Source organism: Kitasatospora sp. NPDC058243 (assembly GCF_042882025.1).
Taxonomy (GTDB): Bacteria; Actinomycetota; Actinomycetes; order Streptomycetales; family Streptomycetaceae; genus Kitasatospora.
This window is the reverse complement of sequence record NZ_JBHVWW010000073.1, coordinates 25,694-49,082: the sequence shown is the minus strand read 5'-3', so window position 1 is coordinate 49,082 and position 23,389 is coordinate 25,694. Positions and strand designations below refer to the sequence as shown.

18 protein-coding genes are annotated in these 23,389 nt (G+C 72.5%); 11 read left to right on the top strand and 7 right to left on the bottom strand.

Going from position 1 to position 23,389, the window contains the following annotated elements; genetic code table 11:
- Positions 1-104: 104 nt before the first annotated feature.
- Entirely contained in the window at positions 105-596 is a 492-nt protein-coding gene (locus tag ACFVX9_RS33610) for a helix-turn-helix domain-containing protein (RefSeq protein WP_387985386.1), read from the top strand.
- A 76-nt stretch (positions 597-672) separates the two neighbouring features.
- Here ACFVX9_RS33610 and ACFVX9_RS33605 read toward each other — a convergent pair whose 3' ends face one another.
- The 3 genes from ACFVX9_RS33605 to ACFVX9_RS33595 form a co-directional block, all read right to left on the bottom strand.
- The gene (locus tag ACFVX9_RS33605; RefSeq protein WP_063352604.1) at positions 673-1,275 is read right to left on the bottom strand and encodes a ClpP family protease; all 603 of its coding nucleotides are present in this window, start codon (positions 1,273-1,275) and stop codon (positions 673-675) included.
- Between the two features lies 1 nt (position 1,276).
- On the bottom strand, positions 1,277-1,915 hold the full coding sequence (locus tag ACFVX9_RS33600; RefSeq protein ID WP_380381087.1) for an ATP-dependent Clp protease proteolytic subunit: 639 nt from the start codon (positions 1,913-1,915) through the stop codon (positions 1,277-1,279).
- Between the two features lie 240 nt (positions 1,916-2,155).
- Positions 2,156-4,090: a PIG-L family deacetylase gene (locus ACFVX9_RS33595; RefSeq protein ID WP_387985381.1), complete on the bottom strand. Its 1,935-nt coding sequence runs from the start codon at positions 4,088-4,090 to the stop codon at positions 2,156-2,158.
- Between the two features lie 432 nt (positions 4,091-4,522).
- Here ACFVX9_RS33595 and ACFVX9_RS33590 point away from each other — a divergent pair, with 432 nt between their 5' ends.
- From ACFVX9_RS33590 to ACFVX9_RS33580, 3 genes are read left to right on the top strand one after another with little or no spacing between them, the layout of a single operon-like run.
- Positions 4,523-5,455, top strand: a complete 933-nt coding sequence (locus tag ACFVX9_RS33590; RefSeq protein ID WP_387985378.1) for a phytoene/squalene synthase family protein — start codon at positions 4,523-4,525, stop codon at positions 5,453-5,455.
- Positions 5,452-7,785: an MMPL family transporter gene (locus ACFVX9_RS33585; protein ID WP_387985375.1), complete on the top strand. Its 2,334-nt coding sequence runs from the start codon at positions 5,452-5,454 to the stop codon at positions 7,783-7,785. The genes ACFVX9_RS33590 and ACFVX9_RS33585 overlap by 4 nt, the downstream gene beginning before the upstream one ends.
- Positions 7,786-7,833: 48 nt before the next feature.
- Positions 7,834-8,493, top strand: coding sequence for a hypothetical protein (locus ACFVX9_RS33580; protein WP_387985373.1), 660 nt, complete (start codon positions 7,834-7,836; stop codon positions 8,491-8,493).
- A gap of 158 nt (positions 8,494-8,651) precedes the next feature.
- Here the strand turns inward: ACFVX9_RS33580 and ACFVX9_RS33575 are convergent, their stop codons facing one another.
- The 4 genes from ACFVX9_RS33575 to ACFVX9_RS33560 all read right to left on the bottom strand — a co-directional run bounded on the left by ACFVX9_RS33575 (position 8,652) and on the right by ACFVX9_RS33560 (position 13,917).
- On the bottom strand, positions 8,652-9,953 hold the full coding sequence (locus ACFVX9_RS33575; RefSeq protein ID WP_380374460.1) for a glycosyltransferase: 1,302 nt from the start codon (positions 9,951-9,953) through the stop codon (positions 8,652-8,654).
- A gap of 194 nt (positions 9,954-10,147) precedes the next feature.
- A complete protein-coding gene (locus ACFVX9_RS33570; protein ID WP_387985369.1) occupies positions 10,148-12,298 on the bottom strand; it encodes a glycoside hydrolase in 2,151 nt (716 codons plus the stop codon).
- 134 nt (positions 12,299-12,432) lie between these two features.
- Positions 12,433-13,179, bottom strand: coding sequence for a tRNA-dependent cyclodipeptide synthase (locus ACFVX9_RS33565; protein WP_387985366.1), 747 nt, complete (start codon positions 13,177-13,179; stop codon positions 12,433-12,435).
- Positions 13,180-13,371: 192 nt separating this feature from the next.
- On the bottom strand, positions 13,372-13,917 hold the full coding sequence (locus tag ACFVX9_RS33560; protein WP_380374451.1) for a hypothetical protein: 546 nt from the start codon (positions 13,915-13,917) through the stop codon (positions 13,372-13,374).
- Positions 13,918-14,733: 816 nt separating this feature from the next.
- Between ACFVX9_RS33560 and ACFVX9_RS33555 the strand changes: the two genes are divergently transcribed.
- The 7 genes from ACFVX9_RS33555 to ACFVX9_RS33525 all read left to right on the top strand — a co-directional run bounded on the left by ACFVX9_RS33555 (position 14,734) and on the right by ACFVX9_RS33525 (position 23,239).
- Positions 14,734-15,378 carry a sensor domain-containing protein gene (locus ACFVX9_RS33555; protein WP_380485469.1) on the top strand — a complete coding sequence of 215 codons (645 nt, stop codon included), beginning with the start codon at positions 14,734-14,736 and terminating at the stop codon, positions 15,376-15,378.
- Positions 15,375-17,330 (top strand): DNA/RNA non-specific endonuclease, encoded by a 1,956-nt coding sequence (locus tag ACFVX9_RS33550; protein WP_387985363.1) that lies wholly within the window; start codon positions 15,375-15,377, stop codon positions 17,328-17,330. The genes ACFVX9_RS33555 and ACFVX9_RS33550 overlap by 4 nt, the downstream gene beginning before the upstream one ends.
- Before the next feature lie 53 nt (positions 17,331-17,383).
- Positions 17,384-18,472, top strand: a complete 1,089-nt coding sequence (locus ACFVX9_RS33545; protein WP_387985361.1) for a hypothetical protein — start codon at positions 17,384-17,386, stop codon at positions 18,470-18,472.
- 230 nt (positions 18,473-18,702) lie between these two features.
- A complete protein-coding gene (locus tag ACFVX9_RS33540; protein ID WP_363373866.1) occupies positions 18,703-18,966 on the top strand; it encodes a hypothetical protein in 264 nt (87 codons plus the stop codon).
- Between the two features lie 61 nt (positions 18,967-19,027).
- On the top strand, positions 19,028-20,473 hold the full coding sequence (gndA, locus tag ACFVX9_RS33535; protein ID WP_380374439.1) for an NADP-dependent phosphogluconate dehydrogenase: 1,446 nt from the start codon (positions 19,028-19,030) through the stop codon (positions 20,471-20,473).
- Positions 20,474-20,607: 134 nt separating this feature from the next.
- Positions 20,608-22,362: an amidohydrolase gene (locus ACFVX9_RS33530; protein WP_387985358.1), complete on the top strand. Its 1,755-nt coding sequence runs from the start codon at positions 20,608-20,610 to the stop codon at positions 22,360-22,362.
- 313 nt (positions 22,363-22,675) lie between these two features.
- Positions 22,676-23,239: a hypothetical protein gene (locus tag ACFVX9_RS33525; RefSeq protein WP_380561306.1), complete on the top strand. Its 564-nt coding sequence runs from the start codon at positions 22,676-22,678 to the stop codon at positions 23,237-23,239.
- Positions 23,240-23,389: the final 150 nt, after the last annotated feature.

The following is a 23,389-nucleotide window of genomic DNA, read 5'->3' as shown; positions in this document are numbered from 1 at the left end:
GAGACCGCCAAGCCCTACCACTGGACCTACGAGGGCACCCCACTCAAAGCAGCCTGATCAACACCCCTCCACGAACTTCCGCGGAGCAGCACTAGGCTGGAGGGGTGAGCACTCATGCGCCGAACGAAGCCCGCGTCATCCCCCTGCGCCCGCACACCTCGTCGCCCGGTTCCGGCGGGGCGACCCGCGCCCCGCAGCGGCCGGCGGGAGCGCCACCGGCGCCCGCACCGAGGGAACCCCTGTGGCGCGACCTCGTCGGCGATGCGATGCGCCGCGAACGGCTCGCCCAGGAACGGACGTTGAAGGATGTGGCGGAGGCGGCCCGGATCTCGATCCCGTACCTGTCGGAGTTGGAGCGCGGGCGCAAGGAGGCCTCCTCCGAGGTCCTCGCGGCCGCCGCCCGGGCCCTCGGACTCGGCCTCGCCGACCTGCTCTCGCTCGCCCAGGACGAGCTGACCCGGCACACCCGGAGCCAGGCGGGCCGAGGCCTGGTGGGCCGGGGCGGGGTGGGCCGGGGCGGGGTGGGCCGAAGCCGGTTGGACCGGAGCCGTACGTCGCCCACGGGGCAGTACGACGGGCTCTGCCTCGCCGCCTGACCTGACCCGGCCCGGCCCGGCCGAAGGCCGGTACGACGGTGGTGCGCCCCGCCGTACCGGCCACGGCCGCGCGGAGTCAGCCGAACGCGAGCCGTCGGCTCAGCACCTCGTCGGCGAGCCCGTAGGCGACGGCCTCCTCGGCGGTGAACACCTTGTCCCGGTCCATGTCCGCGCGCAGCGTCGCCACGTCGTGACGGGTGTGCCGGGACAGCACCTCCTCCACCTGCGAGCGGGTGCGGACCATCTCCTTCGCCGCGAGGCTGAGGTCGGACACCGTCCCCTGCCGGCCACCGCTGGCCGGCTGGCCGAGCAGCACCCGCGCGTGCTGGAGCACGAACCGCCGCCCGGGGTCTCCGCCGGCCAGCAGCACCGCCGCCGTCGACGCCGCCTGACCGACGCAGAACGTGGAGATCGGCGCCTGCACGAACGTCATCGTGTCGTAGATCGCCATCAGCGAAGTGAACGATCCACCAGGCGAGTTGAGGTAGATCGAGATCTCGCGTTCCGGGCTCTCCGACTCCAGGTGCAGGAGCTGCGCGATGACCACGTTGGCGACCCCGTCGTCGATCTCGGTGCCGAGGAAGATGATCCGCTCGTTCAGCAGCCGGCTGAAGACGTCGTAGGAGCGCTCGCCCTGCGCGGTCCGCTCGATCACGTAGGGAACCGTGTACGACCCCATGTCACAGCCCCATCCGTCGGCGCGACGCGGCCGGGCGGATGTCGGCGACCGACTCCACCACCCGGTCCACGATCCCGTACTCCCTGGCCTGCTCGGCCGTGAACCAGCGGTCCCGGTCGCCGTCGCGCGCGATCGTCTCCTCGCTCTGCCCGGTGTGCTCGGCGGTGATCCGCTCGATGGCCTTCTTGGTGAACTGGAGGTTCTCCGCCTGGATCTCGATGTCGGCGGCGGTGCCGCCGATGCCCGCCGAGGGCTGGTGCATCATGATCCGCGCGTTCGGCAGCGCGAGCCGCTTGCCGGGCGCCCCCACGGTGACCAGGAACTGGCCCATGCTGGCGGCGAACCCCATCACCAGCGTCGAGACGTCGTTCGGGATGAGCCGCATGGTGTCGTAGATGGCGAGCCCCGCGGTGACCGACCCGCCGGGGCTGTTGACGTACAGGCCGATGTCGGTGCGCGGGTCCTCCGCCGACAGCAGGAGCAGCTGCGCGCACACCCGGTTGGCCGACACGTCGTCGACCTGGGTGCCGAGGAGGACGATCCGCTGGGCGAGCAGCTGCGCCGCGAGGTGGTCGTCGAAGCGGCTGGGCGGCGTGCCGCCCTCCTCCGCGCGGGGCGCGAGCGTGGTGAGGGGAGTCATCCGGTCTCCTTGTCGAGATGCCGAGGTGTCGAAGCATCGAAGCGTCGAAGTGTCGAGGTGTCGAGGCGGGCTTGCCCTCGACTCCACTCTTGACCCCGGGAGACCTCCGGATGCGTTTTCTCTGCCCGCCGCAGATTCGCCACGGGCAGAGGCGACGGCCCGTACACGGCCGCGTCCCGCTCGGGGCCCTGCTCGGAGCCCAGTCGGAGCCGGGCCCCGAGCGGGGCGGAGGCGGGACGGTCAGACCGGCAGGCCCTGCCACCCGCCGAAGGTGGTGGGCGTCGTGCCCGCGCGGTAGTAGACGCGGCCGTCCGAACCGATCGCGAACACGTGGAGGACACCGCCGCCGTCGACGAGCGCGGCCGGGTAGTCGAGGACGGTGCCGCCGAGGTCCTGCCAGGTGCCGTAGCCGGAGTTCGGGGCGGTCTGGGCGGTGGTGCTCACGCCGCCGCCGCGGTTGCGCTCGAACAGGACGACCCGTCCGCCGGCGGTGGCCGCCGCCGGCTCGCCCACTCCTCCGTCGCCGCCGAGGGGGGCCGGGGACTGGCTCCACTCGCCGCCGGGCCGGGTCTGGTAGCTGACCAGCATCGCCCCGGTGCCGACCTCGCGGTAGGCGAGTTCGATGCGGCCGTCCTGGTCGAGCGCGGCCTTGGGCGGGCTGGCCGGCCGGGCGCCCGGGATCGGGTTCGGGCCGCCGAAGGCGCCGTTCGGAGCGGTCTGCCACCAGCCGAGGATTCCGGTGCGGCTGCTGGCGAACACCTCGATCGCGCCGACGCCGTTGCGGATCGCGGTGACCGGGTCCTGGAGGTCGGTGCCGCCCAGGTCCGTCCACGTGCCCGTCCACACCCCGCCCGGGGTGGTCTGCCGGATGCTGCTGAGGCCGCCCCCGCCGTTCTTGACGAACAGCTCCAGCCGCCCGTCCTGGTGGCCGGCCACCACGGGCACGCCGACCTGGTCCTCGTTGCCGAGCCCGGTGTTGGGGTTGCCGTGGTCGGCCCAGCTGTTCCACCACCAGCCGTTGGGCGTGCCCTGGGGCAGGGAGATGATGTGGTGATCGGTCAGGCGGCGGGCGAAGACCTCCAGCCGGCCGTCGGCGTTGGTGCCGACCGCGATGCCCGGCGCCAGCCGCCCGCCCGGGTCGGCCATCCGCACCGGACCGCCCCAACTGCCGTCCGTCTGACGCCAGTACGTGTAGAGGGCGCCGGCCCGGACGACGAAGACCTGCGGCCGGCCGTCCTGGTTCAGCCCGGCCCAGGAGGTGCCCCGCGACCAGCGGTAGTACATCCGGGAGAACCAGGCGTCGGAGTAGTTCCCCGAGTGGTCGTGGCTCGCGTACTCGGAGACGAACACGCCCTTGGCGCCGGTCGTCGCCGGGTCGAGGTTCACCGGGGAGTCGCTGATGTTGTAGTCCCGGTAGTTCACCTGGATCAGCCCGCCGCCGTACAGCAGGGCCGCCTGGCCGGCGAACTTCGCGGCGGAGACGTGGTCCGAGTGGTCGCCCGAGTAGCGGCTGTCCGGGAGTTCGTCCTGGGCCCGGAGCACGGTCGGCTGGTACGTCACCATCAGCTGCCGCAGCACCTCGACGACGTCCGCCGCCGTGTAGGTCGACGGCCCGGACAGCGGGCTGCCGACCGGGACGACCGTGGTGTCGGTGCCGCCGGCCAGGACGGCGCCGAGCCCGGCGTCGTGCAGGTTGAGGAAGATCAGGTGCACCGGCCGGTCCTTGAGGACGTACCGTTCGACCTGCTTGCCCGCGACGGTCCACGCCTCGACCGTCCAGTGCCCGACCTCGTCGGTCGCCGGGTCGGTGTCGCCGACCCCGGCCATCCGGGAGTAGGCGTTGACGGCGCCCATCTGCCGGTTCCAGGTCCGCAGCGGCTCGCCGGCGGTGTCCCAGCAGACCGTGGCGCACGGGTCGCCGGTCGCGTTGCCCGCGGTGACGAACACCGTGACGGACGGGGTGCCGAGGGCGATCGCGTTGGACAGGTCCGGGTTCATGAACAGGATGTCGTCGTCCTCGTGCGCGACGACCTGCATGAACAGCGGCCCGGAGGCGGCGGCCGGGGCCGCCCCCACGGCCGCCGCCGCGCGGGTCGCGGTCCCCTTGGCCAGGACGGGCGCGGCCAGGGCGGTGAGCGCGACGGAGGTGAGGAGTTGTCGTCGTCCGATTGCCATGTGATTCCCCCCAATTCGAGATCGGCATGTGATCACGCCAGGAGGAGGTTAGCGCATTGCCGGGCGGAAATGCCCGGGGCTGCGTCGGGTGAATTGCCAACGGGGAAAAGTCAATTGACGTGTGATCAAGTCACTTCGTTCACTCCCCGCTCATCGGGCGCATTTCCGGAAGAGCCCGTTCCTGCACAGGTGGAATCGGGCCAGCGGGCGATAAGACGACAAACCGAATCCAGCTCTGTGCGGCCGAGTGGGGGGGAGGCTGGTCGCGTGATATGACGGCGTGTCACCAAATCTGCGCCGATCGGCCTGCGGGACGATGAGCCCGCTTCGGCGCCCCACCTGGGGAGCCACGCCCGGACGGCCCTTCAGGAGATGTGCGGCCGCCGGCTCGGAGCGGGAGCCCGACCACTCGCCGTAGGAGTTCCGTTGTATTTGGACCGCTGGTCACTGGACCGGGCCGGCATCACCGATCACACGTTGCGGGAATCCTACGAGTTCTGCCGGCGGATGCTGATCTCGGTGGACGGGCGGACCTACTGGGCGGCGAGCTGCTGCGCGCCGCCGGCGGTGCGCCCGCACCTGTGGGCGGCGTACGCGTTCGGCCGGCACGCCGATCAGCTGGTGGACGGGGGTGACCGGCCGGGCCGGGCCGAGGAGTTCGAACGGTGGGCCGAACACCTCACCGCAGCTCTCGAAGACGGTGACGGCAGCAGCAGCGGCGGTACGGGAGATCCGATCACACGTGCGCTGACGCACACGGTGCACAGCCGTGGCATCCGGGTCGAGGACCTGATGGCCTACGTGGACGGCCTGCGGATGGACCTGTCCCCGGCCCACTACCCGACGTTCGCCGAACTCCGGCCCTATCTGCGGGCCGTGGGCGGCGCCCCGGCCCGGATCCTGCTCCGCGTCTTCGAGGACCCTTCACCCGCCGCCGAGCAGGCGATGACCCGGCTCGGGGAGGCCGCGCAGTTCACCGACATCGTGTGCGACATCGCCGAGGACCTGCGGATGGGCCGGCTGTACCTGCCGCTGGAGGACCTGGAGCGCTTCGGGCTGACCCGCGACGACCTCGCCGCGGAGGACAGCAGTGCCGCGGTGCGCGAGCTGCTGCGCTTCGAGGTCTCACGGGCACGAGAGCTGTGGGAGGAGGGCCTCGACGTCCTCGACCTGGTGCACCCGGCCAGCCGTGCGGCCTGGCAGGCCGGAGCCGCGTTGCTGCGCGCGCCCCTGGACCGGGTCGAGCGTCGCGGCAACCAGGCGGTGGGCGCCAAGGTCTGGACCACGGCACCACGCACCGCGGCGATCCTGGTGCGCAGCCTGCTGCACCCGCCGGTCGGCGCCGCAGTTGCGGTACGCCCGTGAGCGCCCACGAGGTCACACTCCCCACCCAGCCCGTACCCACCCAACCGGCACCCTCGCCGCCGCAGGCGCCGGGCCCCCTGTCGCGTCCGCCCCTCCTGCACCGGCTGGGCGTGTTCTCGGCGCGCCGGCGGGGGCTGGTCTGCGGTGTCTGGCTGCTGGCGGTCGCCGCGTCGATCGGGCTGCTGCCGCACTTCCTGTACTCGCTGCGCGCCCCTGTCGTCCGCGTCGACGGATCGGAGTCGGTGCGGGCGGACGGGTTGGCCGCCAGGGGCTTTCCGCTGCTGGGATCCGAGCAGCTCCTGCTGGTGTTCCACTCCGAGCAGCTCGATGCCACCGATCCCCGTTACGCCGACACGGTCGCGTGGACCGCGGCCGCGCTGCGGCACCAGCACGGCGTCCGGGCCGTGGCCGTGCTCCCGACCGCCGAGCAGGCGGCCGCCTCGCCCCCCGCGGACGATGTCGGCGCGCTGATGGCCGCCCTCTCACGGCTGCGCCACGATCCTCACAACGCCTACGCCTTGGTCGGGCTCGGCGGTGACGAGAGCAGACGCCAGGAGCGGATCGGCGCCCAGCAGGCCCAGGTGGGGCGGGTGGCGCAGCACTTCAGCGACGGCGCGGTCAGCGCCGCCCTGGTCGGCAGGACGCCGGTCAACGACGACCTGCGCTCCGTCGAACTCGCCGATCTGCGCGATGTCGAGGGCGTCGCCGTGATCCTGGCCCTGGTGGTGCTGCTGCTGGGCCTGGGCACGGTGGGCGCGGCCCTGGTCCCGGTGGTGCTGGCCGGCGCCGCCATCGCGCTCACTTTCGGTCTGATCGCCGCGGTGGGGCTGATCGACCCGACGCTGCGTCCCGACACCCTGCTGGTGACCGTGGTGACGGTGGTGGGGCTCGGCATTGGCATCGACTACGCGCTGTTCGTCGTCGTCCGCTTCCAGGAGGAGATCGCCGCCGGCGCCCCACCGGAACAGGCCGCCGGCCGGGCGCTGGCCACCAGCGGCCGGACGGTCTGCTACTCCGGCGCGGTGGTGGCGGCCGCCGCGACGAGCATGCTGCTGCTGCCTTCCCGGGTCTTCCGCGACCTCACCGCCGGGACCTGCACGGTGACGGCCGTGGTCCTGGCCGCGACGCTGACCCTGCTGCCTGCCGCCCTCGCCGGGGCCGTCCGCTGGCTGGGGCGCGGCGCGCTGCCCGGCCGCCGTCCGGCCCGGCAGGACGACGGCGATGCGGAGGGGCAGCCGTGGGCCCGCTGGGCGCGGCGTCTGATGCGGCGTCCGGTGCCCTACCTGCTGGCCGGCCTCGTCCTGCTCGGCGCTGCCGCGGCCCCGGCCCTGGGCCTGAGCCTGGGCGTCGACTTCGGGCGCCACGCACTGGCCGGCACCCCCTCCGGCGCGGCTCTGGCGGTCCTGGAGAGCGACGCGCTCGCCGGAGCGGCGGGCCAGGTGACGGTCATGGTCCCGCACACCGCCGCCGGGCCCGCCCCCCAGCTGCCGGCGCTCCTGGATGCCTTGCGCGCGCAACCGCAGGCGGCCGTCGTCCAGGCCGTCGACAACAGCCGCGACCTCACCATGGTGGTCGTCGTCCCGGCCGTCGCCCCGGACTCTCCGGAGGGCGTCGAACTGGTGCGTCACATCAGGGAGTTGACCGAGCCGCTGCGTCAATCGGGCACCCCGGTCGCGGTCGGCGGGTTCGGCGCGCTGCTGCTGGACATCACGCGGGAAGTGTCCGCGACGGTGTGGTGGGTGATCGGCTCCGTGCTGGCGCTGTCCCTGTGCTACCTGGTCTTCGCGTTCCGCAGCCTGCTGTTGCCACTGAAGGCCGTGGCGATGAACCTCCTGGCCACCGGGGCCAGTTACGGCCTGACGGTGGCGGTGTTCCAGCACGGCTGGGCCCAGGGCCTGCTCGGGTTCACCTCGACGGGCCGCGTGCAGGCGTATCTGCCGGTGATCGTCTTCGCCGTCCTGTTCGGACTGTCCATGGACTACGAGGTGTTCCTGGTGCGCCGGATCCGGGAGGAGTACCTGGCCACCGGCGACAACACCCGTGCCGTGGCACTGGGGCTGCAGCGCACCGCGCGCCCGATCACCACCGCCGCGCTGGTGATGGTGCTGCTGTTCGCCGGCCTGCTCGCCGACCGGGTGCTGGAGATCAAGGAGATCGGCTTCGCACTCGCCGTGGCCGTCGCGCTCGACGCCACCGTCGTCCGCCTGCTGCTGGTGCCCACCGTCATGCGCCTGCTGGGGGAATGGAACTGGTGGCTTCCGGCTCCTCCGATCCGGTTCCGCACCCGCGCGTCGCGCGGGGATGACGGCGTACCGAATCAGGATCTGTAAGCATACGAACGATATTTGCCCTGCACTTCCCTCGAACCAGGAGACAGCATGCGCACCGGTCGATATGTACTGGCCCTGTCCGCGGCCGCCGTGGCGATCACCGTGGCCGGCCTGACCGCGCCGCCCGGCACCTTCGACTCCCACGCCTCAGCGCAGGCCCGCGCCGCGGCTGCCGCCGCCGAGCAGGACGTCGCACTGTCCAACGGCCAGGCCGACGTCCAGCTCACCGGTCGCGCGAACCTGACGCTGGACCAGGCCGGCATCCAGGAGAACCAGAAGGGCGGGGACACCACGGGGCTCGTCGACGACGAGACCCACTGCTCCGGCGCCGGCGGCACCGCGAACCTGATGCCCGACGGCGCCCTCAGCTGCCCGGACGACGTCGTCTTCACCCCCACCGACGAGGCCGGCGCGGACAACGGGACCACCGGCCAGCAGGTGGAGGTGACCCAGATGACCGAGAACCTGGCCACCGGCGAGGTCGACGTGATGCTCGACGGCAAGAAGGTCCCCCTGCTCACCTGCCCCGACCGCTCCTCCGACGTCACCGTCAGCGGATCGAGCGCGCAGACCGACGACGTGGGATGCGACGTCACGCCCGGCGCTGCCGACACCTTCAACAAGAAGTTCGGGGTGAGCGTCTTCGAGCCGGGCGACGAGATCGCCCACGGCACCGGCAGCGCCACCGCGAAGACCACCACCAAGTGATCCGCACTCCCGACCCGGAAAGGCCTCCCCCATGACCGACCAGAGCACGGCCGACGACTCCCCCCGCCACACCGCTCCCGACGAGATCGCCCCCGGCCGGGGGCGATTCCCCCCCGGCCGGTCGATCCTCCCGAGCACCCGGCGGCGCCCAGCGGCGGTCAGCCGAGCGAGTCCACCAGTTCGGCGATCGCCGTCAGCGGCTGGTGGGCCGCGAGTTCGGCGGCCAAGTCAGCGGCGTTGGCGCGGTAGGCCGGGTCGGCCAGGACCCGGTCGACGGCCTCGCGCAGCTCCGGTTCACCCGGGCGCCCGGTGCGCAGGTCGATGCCGACACCGCGCCAGGCCACCCTGGCGGCCACCTCGGGCTTGTCCTCGCTGCCGCCCGCGACCACCAGCGGCACCCCGAAGGCCAGCGCGGTGTGGACACCGCCGTAGCCGCCGTTGCTGATCAACACGTCGGCGTGCGGCAGGAGCCGGTCGAACGGCAGGTAGCCGGCGGCCCGCACGTTGTCCGGCAGGCCGCCGAGCGCCTGCGCCAGCAGCTCGGGCCCGTCCGGGCGGACCGTGGCCGCGACCACCAGCAGGTCGGGACGGTCGGCCAGCGCCCGCACCGCGGGGACCAGCAGCTCGGTCAGGTCGTCATTGGCCAGGGTGCCCTGGGTGACCACCACGACCGGACGGTTAGAGGCCAACTCAGGCCACCACTGCGGCAGTTCCACCTCGATCCGGCTCTGCGGCGCCAGCGCGCCGATGTAGCGCAGCGAGGCCGGCGCGTCACTGCGCGGGTACTCGAACCCCGGGACGGTCAGCTGCAGGTAGTGGTCGGGCCCGGTGACGGCGGCGTTCGCCCGGGGCCCCGGCGGCAGTTCGGCCCCGACTCCGGCGAAGACCTCGGCCGCGTACTGCCGCAGCGGCTCGCCGCGCAGTGCCGCCTCGGCGTTCAACTCCCGGTTGCGGGCCAGCCCTTCCGGTCCCGCCTGGGGCGCCAGCGCAAGCCCGAAGGGCGCGGTGTCGACACTCTGCAGCATCGGCGGGGACACCCCGATGCCCACCACGGCCGGCCGCTCGTCGCGCGGATGGGCCAGCGCCAGAGCCACCGCGCCGTGGAAGAAGCAGTCACCGAGCACGACCGTGGCCGGGAACTCCGCCAGCAGCGCGCGCAGCGCCCGGTACTGCGCGGGCACCGGGTCGATGAAGATGTTCCGGGCGTCGAAGGCCAACCGCTGCGGCCCGGGCGGCAGTTCGGACCGACCCGGGAAGGAGTCGTTGATCCGGCGGTCGTCGAAATCCGCCTCCGGCGGCAGGGCGACGAAGCGCGCCCCGGTCTCCTCGGCGGCCCCGGCGAACCGCGCCCCGCCGAGGAAGACCACCTCGTGCCCGCGCGCCACCAGGTCGGCGGTGATCGCCAGCATCGGCGCGGTGTGCCCGTGCGCGGGCATGGCGGCAGTGATGATCCTGGACATGTGAAACCCCCCATAGTTGTTCCTCGGCCGGTCCGTGCGCACCCCGTGGTCCTCCCCGTGCACCCGGCCCACAGCGCAGGCTAGCCCACCACGCCGCGTCCACCCGACACCGACACCGACACCGACACCGGCGGCGGGGCGGCGGGGCCAGGCGGGACGGGCGAGGCCGCCCGTCCCGCTGGATCGTCAGGTCGTCAGGAGACCACGTCGGCCGGGCAGAGCCGCTGGGTGCCCGGGCGTCCGCGCACGGTGGCGTCCACGCAGCCGCCCGGCAGGCCGTCGTGGACGGTGCTGCCGAAGTTGGCGGTGACGGTCAGCGTGCCGTCGCCGAAGACGGTCCGCTGCACCAGGTGGTCGCCGGTCAGCCAACGGAAGGAGGTCAGCTGCCGGGTGCCGGCCGCCTGGTGCAGCGGCGCGAAGTACTGCTGCAGGGCGGCCAGTTCCCGCTGGTTCTGCCCGTCGCGCGGGTCCTTGTCGCTGAGCACGAAGTTGAGCGGGGTGTTGTCGAGCATCGCCAGCAGCGCACGCGTGGTCTTCTGCTCCGGCAGTTTGCTGAAGGGCAGTTCCCAGCGTTCGACGTTGACCAGCGACCCGTGCAGCGCCGTCTCGTACAGCGGCACCCGGTACCGCGGGTCGTACATCGCCTTCAGGGCGGCGGCCACCCTGGCCTGGTGCTCGGGCTTGAAGTCCGTGGTCCGCACCGGCTTGAAGAAGGTGGCGGCGGCCTGTTCCGGAGCGTAGCCGCCCCAGGCGCCGTCGTCCTTGGGGTCCTGCGGCCCGTTGTCGAAGTGCCCGGACTCCATCGCCCACAGCCGCCCGTCCACCGGGGTGCCCGAGCCGTGGTCGAAGGCCAGCACCTGGTTGGCCCACGAGCCGGCGGACTCCGAGCCCAGGACCAGCGGGGCGGGCCGGCCCGTGGACGCGTCGTACGAGCCGTCCGTCAGGCGCCGCATCCGGGCGAGCCGGTTGGCGCGGTCCTCGTCCATGGTCATCGCGTGGGCGGGGTCGAAGTCCCGGAAGAGCTCGCCCGCCGCGTCCACGTCGAGGAAGTAGCTGTCGGCCCCGTTGGCGACCAGCGAGCGGGTGCGGTCCGCCAGGTAGTGCTGCTGCGGCTCGGCCTGCTCGAACGCCTGCGAGCTGAGGTAGCAGCCCTTCTTGTGGAAGCCGGGTTGCGGCGTCCCGTCGGCCCTGAGGACGCAGAACCGGGGGTAGACGTCGTCCGGCCAGACGGAGTTGGGGGACGAGTCGTCCGTCTTCTGCTGGCCGTTGGCGAAGGAGTCGTACGGCCCGACCAGGTAGCCGGCGGCCTCGGCGGCCTTGACGTCCTCGCCCGTCATCGGGGAGTCGTCGGAGTCGTAGCCGAGCCAGAGCCGGGAGACGCCCAGTTCCTTGAGCCGGTCGAGGTAGGCGGGCCGGCGGGCGCCGCCCCAGGCGTAGGCGTGGAAGGCGCCGAGCAGCTTCGCGGTCTGCGGGTTCTGCTTGATCTTCTCGCTCAGGCTGCCCAACTGCCCGTGCTCCGCAAGCCAGTTGCGGTAGTCCACGGCCGGGGCCACCGGGGAGCCGTCGGTGAGGGAGAAGGCCACGGTGTACGCGCCGGTGCCGTTCCCGGCCGCGAACCCGTGCTTGGCCGTGGCCCGCAGCCGGCCGTCCTGGGAGGCGAACGTCAGCGACGTGCCGATGTCGGTGGGGACGATGTAGCTGACGCCGGCCCGGCCGGAGCGGAGCGTGTAGCCCCACATCGGCATGGACAGCTGCGAGCTCAGCTCCTGCTCCTCGCCGACCAGCGCCCCGTCGGAGGAGTTCCAGAACGGGTCGTCGACGGGAAGGGACAGCCCCTCGCCGCGCGGGAGTTGGACCTCGGCGGCGGCCGGGTCGGTGGCGGTCACCGGCCACCGCACCGAGGTGTCGCCGCCGCTCCCGGTGGGGGCGGTCCCGGTGAGGGCGGTCCCGGTGAGGGTGACCAGCAACCGGCCGTGATCGGCGCGGACTTCGGCCCGCAGACCCTTCTCCGGGTACGACCAGGCCGCGCCGCTCGCCGTCCTGACCGGGTCGCTCGCCCTGCCCAGCCCCTGGTCGGCCGGAGCGGACAGCAGGACCACCCGCCCGTCCTCGGTCCGGGCCTCGGCCCGCAGCGTGGCTGCATCGACGGTGGCGGTGCCGCCGCGTACCGGCACGTCGACGCGCCCGTCATGGACCCGCACCCGCAGCTGCGAGGCGGAGCTGCCGGTGGCGCTCGCCACGGTTCCGGACACCAGCGCGGTGGCCACGGCGAGGACGAGAACGGCGCGCGGAACGTGCCGGCGGGCGGGGCCCGCAAGGGATGACGTATGAGTACCGGTGTGCATGACACAGTGATACGGAGGACTCCTAAGAAGTCCTTAAGAAGCGACCATTGACCACCGGTCATGCTGACGGCACCCGGGCTCGGACGTGCTGGTCCGGCGGTCCGGCAGAGCGCCCGGCGGGGTGAGGGGCGCCGTCAACGCCTCCGCAGATCGAGCGAGACGACGGCCAGCCGGCGCAGTTCCTCCGGTGCGTCCGGGTGCCGCCCGTCGGTGATCTCGGAAAGGGTGCCGAACGAACCGGGGTAGACCATGACGGAAAGGCCTTCCTGGGCAAGACACGCGAATATCGCGGCCTCCTCCAGAAAGTACTGTGCGGACATTTCGACCCGCCTCTCCAGGTCTGCCTCGGCAAGTTGGCCGGAATACCTGGCGTGAAAGCGCCGCCCGAACGCATCGACGGACTCCCGGAAGTTCCGGTCGGCCCGGCGGTAGTCGGCGAGGCTTCGATGGTGCTTTGCGTAGGAATCCCACCGCTGCACTTCGGAGCAGCGCAGGAACGTGAATTCGGTCCGCTCGCGTTCGGCCTCGAACAGGGCCCGGGTGTCGGCGATGAAGCGGTCGCCCAGGGCCAGCGCCCGGGAGAGCGCCTCGTCCTCCGGCAGTCCCTGGGTGGACGCCAGGGTGATCCGGTGGATGCTGTCCCCGACCAGCACTGTGCAGCGGGGGAACCGCCCGGCTATCCAGCGGAGCATCGCGGCGAGTTTTCCCGGAGCGAAGTTGCCGTTCTCCAGGCTGACGCCGAGGAAGCACTGGCCCCGATCCGCCAGTCCGGCCCGCCGGGCCGGAGGGGAGACCAAGTCAACACTCGCCTTGTAGGAGGTTTTCGGCCGATTCTCGGAGATTCCTGATATGCCGACAGAAGTCTGTTCGTAAGGAGGCACGCGAAAACCCCTCCGGGCCATCGAACGGGTGAGCGATGATCGGTACGGGATCGAAGTTAGGTTTCGCCCGATCAAGCGTCAAATTGCTTCAACTCGCCCACAGCACAGTGGCCGGTCCCGGAGTGGACCGCGTCTCCATCAGCCCGATGGCTTGAGGCCTCATAAGTCTGACGGTGCGTCTCGCCGAGTTGTTCAGTGTTCGGCGGCGCTGCGGAACTGCAGGGCGATCGCCCCGGCCTGGTGAATGTCCGTGATGCCGAGGACCGCGACGGAGCCCACCGTCGAGGCGTCGCCCCAGCGGCACACCACAGCTCCTCTGCCGATCTGGTGCCCGCACTGCATGGCTCCGCCGAGCGGGCCGGCGTCGACGTCCTGGGGGTCTTCGATCTTCGCGCCCGCGAAGAAGTTGGTCAGGCCCCAGGAGAGGGAGTGCGTGGCGTTCTCCCGGGCGAGCTTGGGATCCCACTGCGTAGTGGAGGCGTTGAAGACGAGGCTCGGCCGGGTGCCGTCCGGCGTGTCCGTATAGAACCAGTAGCGCTCGGGGGTCGCGCCCGGCACCCGGGCCGACAGGCCGACTGCGGCCTCACCGGTGATCAGGTGGTAGCCGGCGACGGTTGCCGGAGCGTCGATGGTGCGCCCGGCCGGGCCTGACCGGGCCGCAGGGCCGTAAGAGGAGTCCGAACCCACCTCTACGACCACTGCGATCACCCCGGCGCCGACGAGGAGGAGAGTCGCCACAATGCTGACGCTCCTGCGCTTTCTCCGCACCGCGGCGACGCGGGGCGCCTCTTCGAGGGTGCGGGCGACGGGGTTTCGCCAGGTGCCGGTGAACCGCCAGGCGAGAAGGACAGCGATCAGAGCGGGTATACCCCACGTCCCCATGGACTGTCCGATTTGGTACGCATGCGAATGCGTGTCAACAGCGAGAAGCACGTGGCGCATCGTAGCGGGCCCACTCAGCCTCGGGAGCAGGCGGCTGCCCTCCGTCCGTGGACGGACAAGCAGGCTGTCCGCCTGCTCCGGGGGCTCGGACTCCTCACCTCCGAGCGATCCTCGGAGCCCGGTGGTCCTCCGGGCGTCCTGACTCCTCGCCGCCGAGGGTTCCGATCCGTCGACTCTGCGCGGCACGACGCGGGTTGATCCAACTCTGGATCACTGACTGGCAGTTGGTGGTTTCGGCGAAATGCTCAGACGGTCCTCAAATCCGACCGGAAGGTCTTGCCCCGCTGCGCTGGATGAGTGACGGTATGTCCCGGCTTCGTTTACAGAACGCAACCTGAGTCGCCCGGATGGCGGCGTGTCGTGGGGGAGATCAGCGTGGCCGAAGACGCCGACTACATCATTCCGCCGCCGGCGGGCCCGGGCGGTGGTGGCCCGTCAGGCGCTGGGGCGGCCCGTCCTGCTGGGCCGCCTTCGGCATCCGGCGCGGCGCCGTCGCCGCAGTCGCAGCCTCAGTCGCAGCCGCCGGTTCCGCAGCACGCGCCGACGGCAGGCCCGGTCAGGCCCCGGCTCGCTCGGGTACCGCGCCACTGGCAGCTGATCGTGGCCGCGGTCGTGCCCTGCCTCGTCCTGGCCGGCATCGGGTGGTGGCTCTGGCCGCAGCAGCCGACGAGCCTGCCGCCGCACGTGGCCGCGGGTACGGTCCAAGCGGACCTCGTGAGCCCTGACAGCGTCAGCCGGCTGGCCGGGACGACGCTGGTCGCCGGCCCGCAGTCGGACCGGCCGCACGCCCCGCTCGCCGTGTCGCCGTCGGAATGCGCCGTCGCGGCGGGACCGACGACCCAGTCGGTCTACGGACAGGCGTGGACCGCGTTCCTGTCGGCGACCTACCAGGACGCAGGGGCCACGGGCGCCTACACCGTGAACCAGGTCATCGGCGTGTTCCCGGACAGCGAGAAGACCGGCGCGGCCTTCCAGGCGCTCACCGACGGTCTCACCAAGTGCCCGTCCTCGACGGTCACCGACCAGGCAGGTCGTACCGCGAAGTGGGCCTACACGGCCCACCCTCCCACCGAGGTCGCCGTGGCGTGGACGGCGGCGCAGGACGGCGCACAGGACGGCGGCGCGCAGTGGGCCTGCCACCACCAGGCGCGGGTGAAGGGCACGAGTCTGGTCCAGGTCGCCGTCTGCCAGGCGGGCGACGGCCAGCCGACCACCGCGAAGCTCGCCGACGAGCTCACCGGGAAGGTGAGCGGATGACCGCGTCCCCGTACGGGCCGGCCGCTCGCCGCCGGCGAACCGTACGGACGACCGTGCGGACGGCCATACGGACGACCGTACGGACCACCGCACGGCGCGTCGTTCTCCTGGTGCTGGCGGCCGTGCTGGTGCCGGTCGTCGGCGCGGGAGCGCCCGCGTTCGCGGCCACCGGCGCTGCGGCCGTCGCGGCCCAGTCGGGCGGCGTCGCTCTCCTGGTGCCGTCCGGGGACGTCGCGGCCGCCTCGGCGGACCTCATCCGGGAGATCGAGGACTTCAACCGGCAGGAAGCGGAGATCGCGCAACAGGGCAAGGCCGTGGTCGCCGAGGCGGAGCAGATCACCAAGGATGCCGCCGCCCTGCGCAACGACACCGCGGCGTTCGAGAGCAAGGCCGCTGCCGCGAAGCAGAAGGCCGGCAGCTTCGGAACGCGCGCGGCGGCCCTGGCCTCCAGGATCGATGCCCACAACAACAAGCCGCACACCTTCCAACTGCCCGCGCAGGCCGCCGCGTCCAGCGCGTACGACGCCGAGGCGAGCGAACTGAGGGCCGAACAGGCCCAGCTCCAGGCCGAGAAGGGCAGCCTTGAGAGCGAGCAGTCCCAGCTCGGGCAGGAGGAGTCCAAGCTCAGTTCCAGGCAGTCCCAACTCGCCACCGCCGCCAAGGCCCAGGAGGCGAAGGCCAAGGCGCTCCAGGCCAAGGAGCAGCAGCTCCAGCCCCGGGCCCAGCAGTTGCTCCAGCAGATGGCCCAGGCCACCCAGAGCCTCGCCGACAATCCACCGGACCCGGCGGCGGCGATGGACCAGGGCGGTGACGCGGCCGCCCCTCCGCAGCACCGCGCTCACGCCCCGTCCCAGAACCAGAGTCAGAGCCAAAGTCAGAGCCAGAGCCAATCCCAGAGCCGGAGGCGGGGAGCCGACACCGTCGACACTGCCGACACCGCTGACACCGCCGGCACCGCCGACAGCCCGTACCAGCAGCCGCGCACCTCCGCCCTGAAGGCCTACGCGAAACAGGCCGGCACCACCGTCGACATGCGCCCGGGCACGGCGTACCTGCTGCCCGAAGCCGTCGGGCAGCTTCCCGCCGCACAGGCAGCGCAGCTCGGCAGCCCGTCCATCGCCTACGACGGGCTGGTCCGCAAACCCGACGGGACCTACACGGCGCTCCAGGTGCAGATGCCGGGGGCTGCCACGTCCCCCGCCCTGGAGGTCTTCAGAACCGCCATGGACCGCCGCGGCCGGCTCGTCGCGTACAAGGCCGGCGTGAAGCTCGTCATCGACGAGATCAAGTCCGTCCAGCCGGCGCCGGAGCCCCCGGCGACCGGCCCCGGGAGCCCGTCGCCCTCTCCTTCCGGCAAGGCCGCCTGCCTGACCCGGCCCCGGGGGAGGGCGAGCGGCGGCGGATGGATCCTCAACACCGAGCAGCCCGTGCCCAGTCGCAACCGGACCGCGGGCCCGAGCCCCTCCGGCTCCCGGGCCCCCGCGCCGGCCACCAGGGCCGGCAAGGCGGAGGCCTGCCTGACGAACCCCTTGGTCAAGGGGGACGAGGCCGACGGCGACATCACGGGCTGGGAGGACGCGAACGCGCAGTCTCCCGGTGGCGGCCTCGCCCGCTGCCATCTGATCGCCAACGTCCTCGGGGGAAGGGGCAGTCACAAGGAGGACTGGATCAACCTCGTCCCGTGCTACCAGCTCGGGATGAACATCAAGGGGATCAGCATGAGGATGTTCGAGGCCAGGGTCCAGAAGGAGGTGAACGCGCTGTCCGCGGACGGGGACGCCGCCGTGTACTACGTGGTGACGCCCCTCTACCGGGACGACAGCAGCACCATCCCGTGGGGCGCGAGCATGAGTGCGACGGTCCAGCTGCCCGACGGCGCGTCATGGCCCGTCTTCAACGAGCAGACCCTCCTGAACGTCCCCTGGGACGGCGGGCCCGGTCTGGGGAACTGAGACCGGGCAACCGGGGACCGGGGACCCGGGACCGGTACGGCTTGGAGGCCGGCATGACCCGCACCACCCCGCCGAGGCCGGATGACATCGTGGCGGCCTTCCCACGGCTGGCCCCGCTGGCCCGGACGGCGACCCGGCTGCACCCGCGGCCCGGATCGCCGTCCCCGCGGGAGAGCTCGGTCGGAGGTCCGCTGCTGTGGCCCGCCGCCGAACCGTGGCCGCACTGCGAGGGCACGCACCGGGTGCCGGCCGTGCTGCCGGCGACCTCCCCGGCGGATGTCCGGCTGTTGCGCGAGATCCGGGCGGCCGCCCGGAGCCGGCCAGGGGGCGGCCGCTCCTACACCCCGCAGGAGCGCGCCGTGCTGGATCGGGCCGGCGCCGGCCGCCCGTGCCCGCAGGGGCCGGTCGCGATGCTGGCCGTGGCCCAGCTGTACGTCCGCGAGGTGCCCGACCTGCGTCCGCCCGAAGGCGCGGACCTGCTCCAGGTTCTGTGGTGTCCCTTCGACCATCCCTTCGACCACCCATTCGAGCACCCATTCGACTACTCCTGGGAGAGCATGCCGAGGACCGAGCTGTTCTGGCGGTCCGCCACCGCGGTCGGCGAGGTCCTCACCGCGCCTCCGCAGCCGCCCGCGATCCAGTACGAGGACTACCTGCCGCAGCCGTGCCTGGTCTCCCCCGAGCAGGTCACCGAGTACCCCCTGGCGGTGGAGCTCGACCCGGACCTGCGCGCGCAGGTCCGGGCGTGGAGCGCCCGGCGGAAGACCGGTGCCAAGCCGGGCAGCGCCTACGACGGGGCGGAGGACGGGTACTACGACTGGGAGTTGTCCGTCGCCCCCGGTTGGAAGGCCGGCGGCTGGGCTCCCTGGAGCTTCACCGATCCCGCTCCGCAGTACTGCCGCGCCTGCGGTTGCCGGATGGACCCGATGCTGACCATCGCCACGAAGGAGTGGCGCTCGGACGTCCGCAGCTGGATCCCGTACGAGGACCGGGCCGGCGCGACCCGGGACGGCGCGACCCGGGACGCCGTCCGCCCCGACCCGGCGGCACCGACCATGATCACCGTCGGCGACGGGTACAACCAGCAGATCTACGCGTGCCCGGCGGCCCCGGAGCACCCGCACGCCGCACTGCTGCAGTAGCCGACCGGAGCCGCCGCGCTGCGCCCGGGCCGACGCCCCGTTACCCGAACGGAGTATGCCGGGCCCGGCAACTCGGCCGCCCCACCGCGGGCGACGGGCGGCGGGAGGCGGCCGCGCCGGTGCGTGAACGTCGAGCGGCTGGTGGGGCGGTCCCGGACGCGGATCGGCAGAATCGGGGTGTGGGGGCGGCCCCGGCTGCGCCGCAGGCGGCTACGTGAGAGGACCATGCCATGCCCGACTTCCACCCGAAGCACGATCATCTGATCGTCAAGCCGATCGGGGTTTCGACCCCGCAGGACCCGGAGACGTGGACGGGCGAGGTGGTGGCGGTGGGGCCCGGCCGGCAGTTGGGGAGCGGCAAGCCGCACCCGGTGGACGTCAAGGTCGGCGAGAAGATCCTCTTCAACAGGCTCTCCGGATCGGAGATCCGGGTGGAGGGCGAGGAGTACGTCGAGCTTCCCGAGGACGAGATCCTCGCGCTCTCCGCTGAGTAGTCCCGACAGCCCCAAGCACCCGAGCACCTGTGCCCCCGAGACCCCCTTGGAGATTCCCACCATGACCGAGCAGGCACCGGCCCGGATCGGCGTCACCGGATTGGCCGTGATGGGCCGCAACCTGGCCAGGAACTTCGCCCGCCACGGCTATCGGGTGGCCGTGCACAACCGCACGCAGGCGCGGACCACGGCGCTGCTGGAGGAGTTCGGGCACGAGGGTGAGTTCGTGGCCGCCGAGACGACGGAGAAGTTCGTCGCGGCCCTGGAACGCCCCCGCCTGATCGTGATCATGGTCAAGGCCGGGGCGCCGACCGACGCGGTCATCGACGAGCTGGTGCCGCTGCTCGACGAGGGCGACGTGGTGGTGGACGGCGGGAACGCGCACTTCCTCGACACCAGGAGGCGGGAGGCGGCCCTGCGCGGACGCGGCCTGCACTTCGTGGGCAGCGGCATCTCCGGCGGTGAGCAGGGCGCCCTGGAGGGGCCGAGCATCATGCCCGGCGGCACCCCGGAGGCCTACCGGGTCCTGGGACCGCTGCTGGAGGACATCGCGGCCAAGGTCGACGGCAAGCCCTGCTGCACCCACGTCGGGCCGGACGGCGCCGGCCACTTCGTCAAGATGGTCCACAACGGCATCGAGTACGCCGACATGCAGCTCATCGCCGAGGCGTACGACCTGCTGCGGCACGGAGCCGGACTGCAACCCGACGCGATCGCCGAGGTCTTCCGGACCTGGAACGGCGGACGCCTGGAGTCCTACCTGATCGAGATCACCGCCGAGATCCTCGCCCACACCGATGCGGCGACCGGGAAGCCCTTCGTCGACGTCGTGCTGGACCAGGCCGAGCAGAAGGGCACCGGCCGCTGGACCGTCCAGAGCGCGCTGGAGCTCGGCGTGCCCGTCAGCGGGATCGCCGAGGCCGTCTTCGCCCGGGCGCTGTCCGGCAGCGTGCCGCTCCGGCAGGCCGGCCGGGGGCTGCCCGGCCCCACCGAGACCTGGCTCGACAGCGCGGCGTCGGACCGGTTCGCGGACGACGTCGAGCAGGCGCTGTACGCCTCCAAGATGGTGGCCTACGCCCAGGGCTTCAACCAGATCCAGGCCGGCAGCGCGGAGTACTCCTGGCAGATCGACCCCGGTGAGATGGCCGCGATCTGGCGCGGCGGCTGCATCATCAGGGCCCGGTTCCTGGACCGGATCAGGGCCGCGTACGAGGCCGACCGGGAGCGCCCCACCCTGCTGACCGACGCGCACTTCCGGGAGGCGCTCGGCTCCGCGCAGTCGGCCTGGCGACGGGTCGTCTCGACGGCGGCCCAACTGGGGGTGCCCGCCCCCGGCTTCGCGACCGCGCTCGCCTACTACGACGGCCTGCGGGCGGAGCGCCTCCCGGCCGCGCTGGTGCAGGGCCAGCGGGACTTCTTCGGCGCGCACACCTACCACCGTGTCGACCGGGACGGGACCTTCCACACCCGTTGGGAGCTGGAGAGGCGCCCGGAGGAACAGCGCTGAGACACCTGAGACACCTGAGGCACCCGCAACCACCGTGCGGGAGCGACATGCGGACAGACCGGCGCCACAGAAGGTGATTCCGCGGTCACCACGGGTAGGAGCGTGGCGCAAACCCCTACCTCCAGGAGACCCGCATGGCCCAGCAGGCCGACCTCATCCTCCACGGCGGCGAGATCGTCACCGTCGCCGAGAGCGCCGAGAGCGCCGGGAGTACCGAGAGCAGCGAAAGTGACGCCCGGCCCCCCGAGGCCGTGGCCGTCAAGGACGGCACGATCGTCTTCGTCGGCCCCCGCCAGGAGGCGCTGGACCAGTGGAGCGGCCCGCACACCGTCGTACGGGACCTTGAGGGCCGCGCCCTGCTGCCCGGGTTCGTCGACGCGCACGGGCACCTCGGCGGCATCGGCCTCCAGGCCACCATCGCCAACCTGCTGGCCGCACCGGACGGCGACGTCACCGGGCTCGACTCGCTGAAGGACAAGCTGCGCGCCTGGGCCGGGAGCACGGTGGGCGCGGACTCCGAGTGGATCGTCGGGTTCGGGTACGACGACGCGATGCTCGCCGAGGGCCGCCACCCCACCCGCGAGGACCTCGACGAGGTGTCCACGGACCGCCCGGTGCTCGCCATCCACCAGTCCTTCCACCTCGGCGCGGTGAACAGCCTCGGCCTGGAACGGCTCCGCTACTCGGCCGCCACGCCCGACCCCGAGGGCGGGGTGATCCGGCGGCGCGAACTCGCCGTCCCGCCCGCGCACGGTGAGCCCGACGGGGTCCTGGAGGAGAAGGCGTTCACCCCGGCCTCGGACCTGGCGCTCGCGGGGCTGCCCGAACGGGCGCAGCTGATGCTGTTCATCACCGGCGCGGCCACGGCGGCGAGCTTCGGCTTCACCACCGTCCAGGAGGGCGGCACCACCCTCGCCAACCTCAAGGCGCTGCGGGACACGGCCGCCGCCGTGCCGTTCGCGGTCGACGTGGTCGCGTACGTGAAGGCCGGGGAGGTCATCTCCTCCGCGCTGGACGACCCGATCGGGGTGAGCGACGAGTACCTGGACGGCGTCCGCGCGGCCGGGGTGAAGCTGGTGCTGGACGGTTCGCCGCAGGGCCGCACGGCGTGGCTCACCGCGCCGTACCTGACGCCGCCGGCCGGGCAGCCCGAGGACTACTGCGGGTACCCGGCGGAGCCGGACGACGCGGTGGTGGCCAAGCAGGTCAGCACGGCGGTCGAGCGGGGCTGGCAGGTGCTGGCGCACGTCAACGGCGACGCGGCGATCGACCAGTTCCTCCGGGCGGTCGAGGCGGCCGGGCCGGGCCGGCGGCCGACCGTGGCCATCCACGCGCAGACCGCCCGCGAGGACCAGGTCAAGGCGTTCGCCCGGCTGGGGATCGTGCCGTCCTTCTTCTCCATGCACACCTACTACTGGGGCGACTGGTACCGCAGGACCGTCCTCGGCGAGGAGCGGGCGGCCACCATCTCCCCCGCCCGCTGGGCGCTCGACCGCGGCCTGCGCTACACCTCGCACCACGACGCGCCGGTGGCGTTGCCCGACTCGATCGCCGTGCTGTCCAGCCAGGTGACCCGGCGCACCCGAACCGGCGGGGTCGTCCTCGGGCCGGAGCAGCGGGTGTCGGCCCTGGAGGCGGTCCGCGCGATCACCCTCAACGCCGCCCACCAGTACGGCGAGCAGGACCGCAAGGGCAGCATCGAGGTCGGCAAGCTCGCGGACCTGGTGATCCTCAGCGCCAATCCGCTGACGGTCGACCCGGAGGCGATCCGCGACATCGAGGTCGTCGAGACGATCAAGGCGGGAACGACCATCCACCCGCCGGCACCCGCCGCCCGGGCCTCCGCGATCCCGGCCACCGCGCCCACCCCGCAGTGGGGCTGCTGCTGAGCGTCCGGGGCCGGGCCGGGAAGCTCCGAGGTCCCCGGCAGGGTCAGGCTTTGGCGTCGCGGTGGCGGCACCGTACCGAAGCGGCCGAGCGGGGGCTGGGAACGCCCGCTTACCGCACCACGAATCGGTGCCGGCGCTGTCGAAGGCGGTGAGCGGGCGGGCGGGCCGGAAGCTGCCGGTGGATCTGCCGATCGGCGGCGCGCCGCGGACCTAACGTTCGGTGCGGCGCCGGACGCAGCGGGACGGGCGCCACAGGAAACCCTCCCGCTACTTCGTCAACTCCGCTTTCCCCGGAAGGACTTCGAGCCCACCCATGTCCAGACTCCGCTCCCGGGTCGCCGCCCTGGCCGCCCTCGCCACGATCGGGTTCGGCGCCCTCACCACGGGTACCGCCGACGCCGCCCAGGCCGCCGCCCCCGCCGCGGCTCCGGCCGCCGTGGCCGCCGCGCTGTCCGAGCCCACCCACATCCCGATGAACAGCCTGCTGAACCGCAACCAGGCCTGGTACTCGCCGAACGGCCACATCATGCTGGCCATGCAGGGCGACGGCAACGTCGTCCTGTACCGCGACACCACCCCGATCTGGGTCGCCAAGGGCGCCATCCCCGACGGCAACATCCTGGTCATGCAGGGCGACGGCAACCTCGTCGTGTACTCCGCCGCCAACACCGCGCTGTGGGCCAGCAACACCGGCGGCAACCCCGGCGCCGAGCTGGCCGTCTACAACGAGGGTGCGATCGCCGTCCAGCTGAACGGCAAGATCCTGTGGACCAGCGCCCAGTCGGCGCCGACCCTGCCCAAGTGCCCGCCGTGGGGCCCGCCCTACCCGGGCCAGGTCACCTGGCCGTGGTGCCCGACCTGGCCCTTCCCGAGCTGACCCCCACCCCGGACGGTCACGCGACCGGCCCGGGGGACCACCCCCCCCCACCACGGACAGGGGCCCCCCCCCCCCCCCCCCCCCTCCTCCCCCCCCCCCCCCCCCCCCCCCACCCACCCCCCTCCCCTGTTGCCGCTCTTCTTTTTTTAT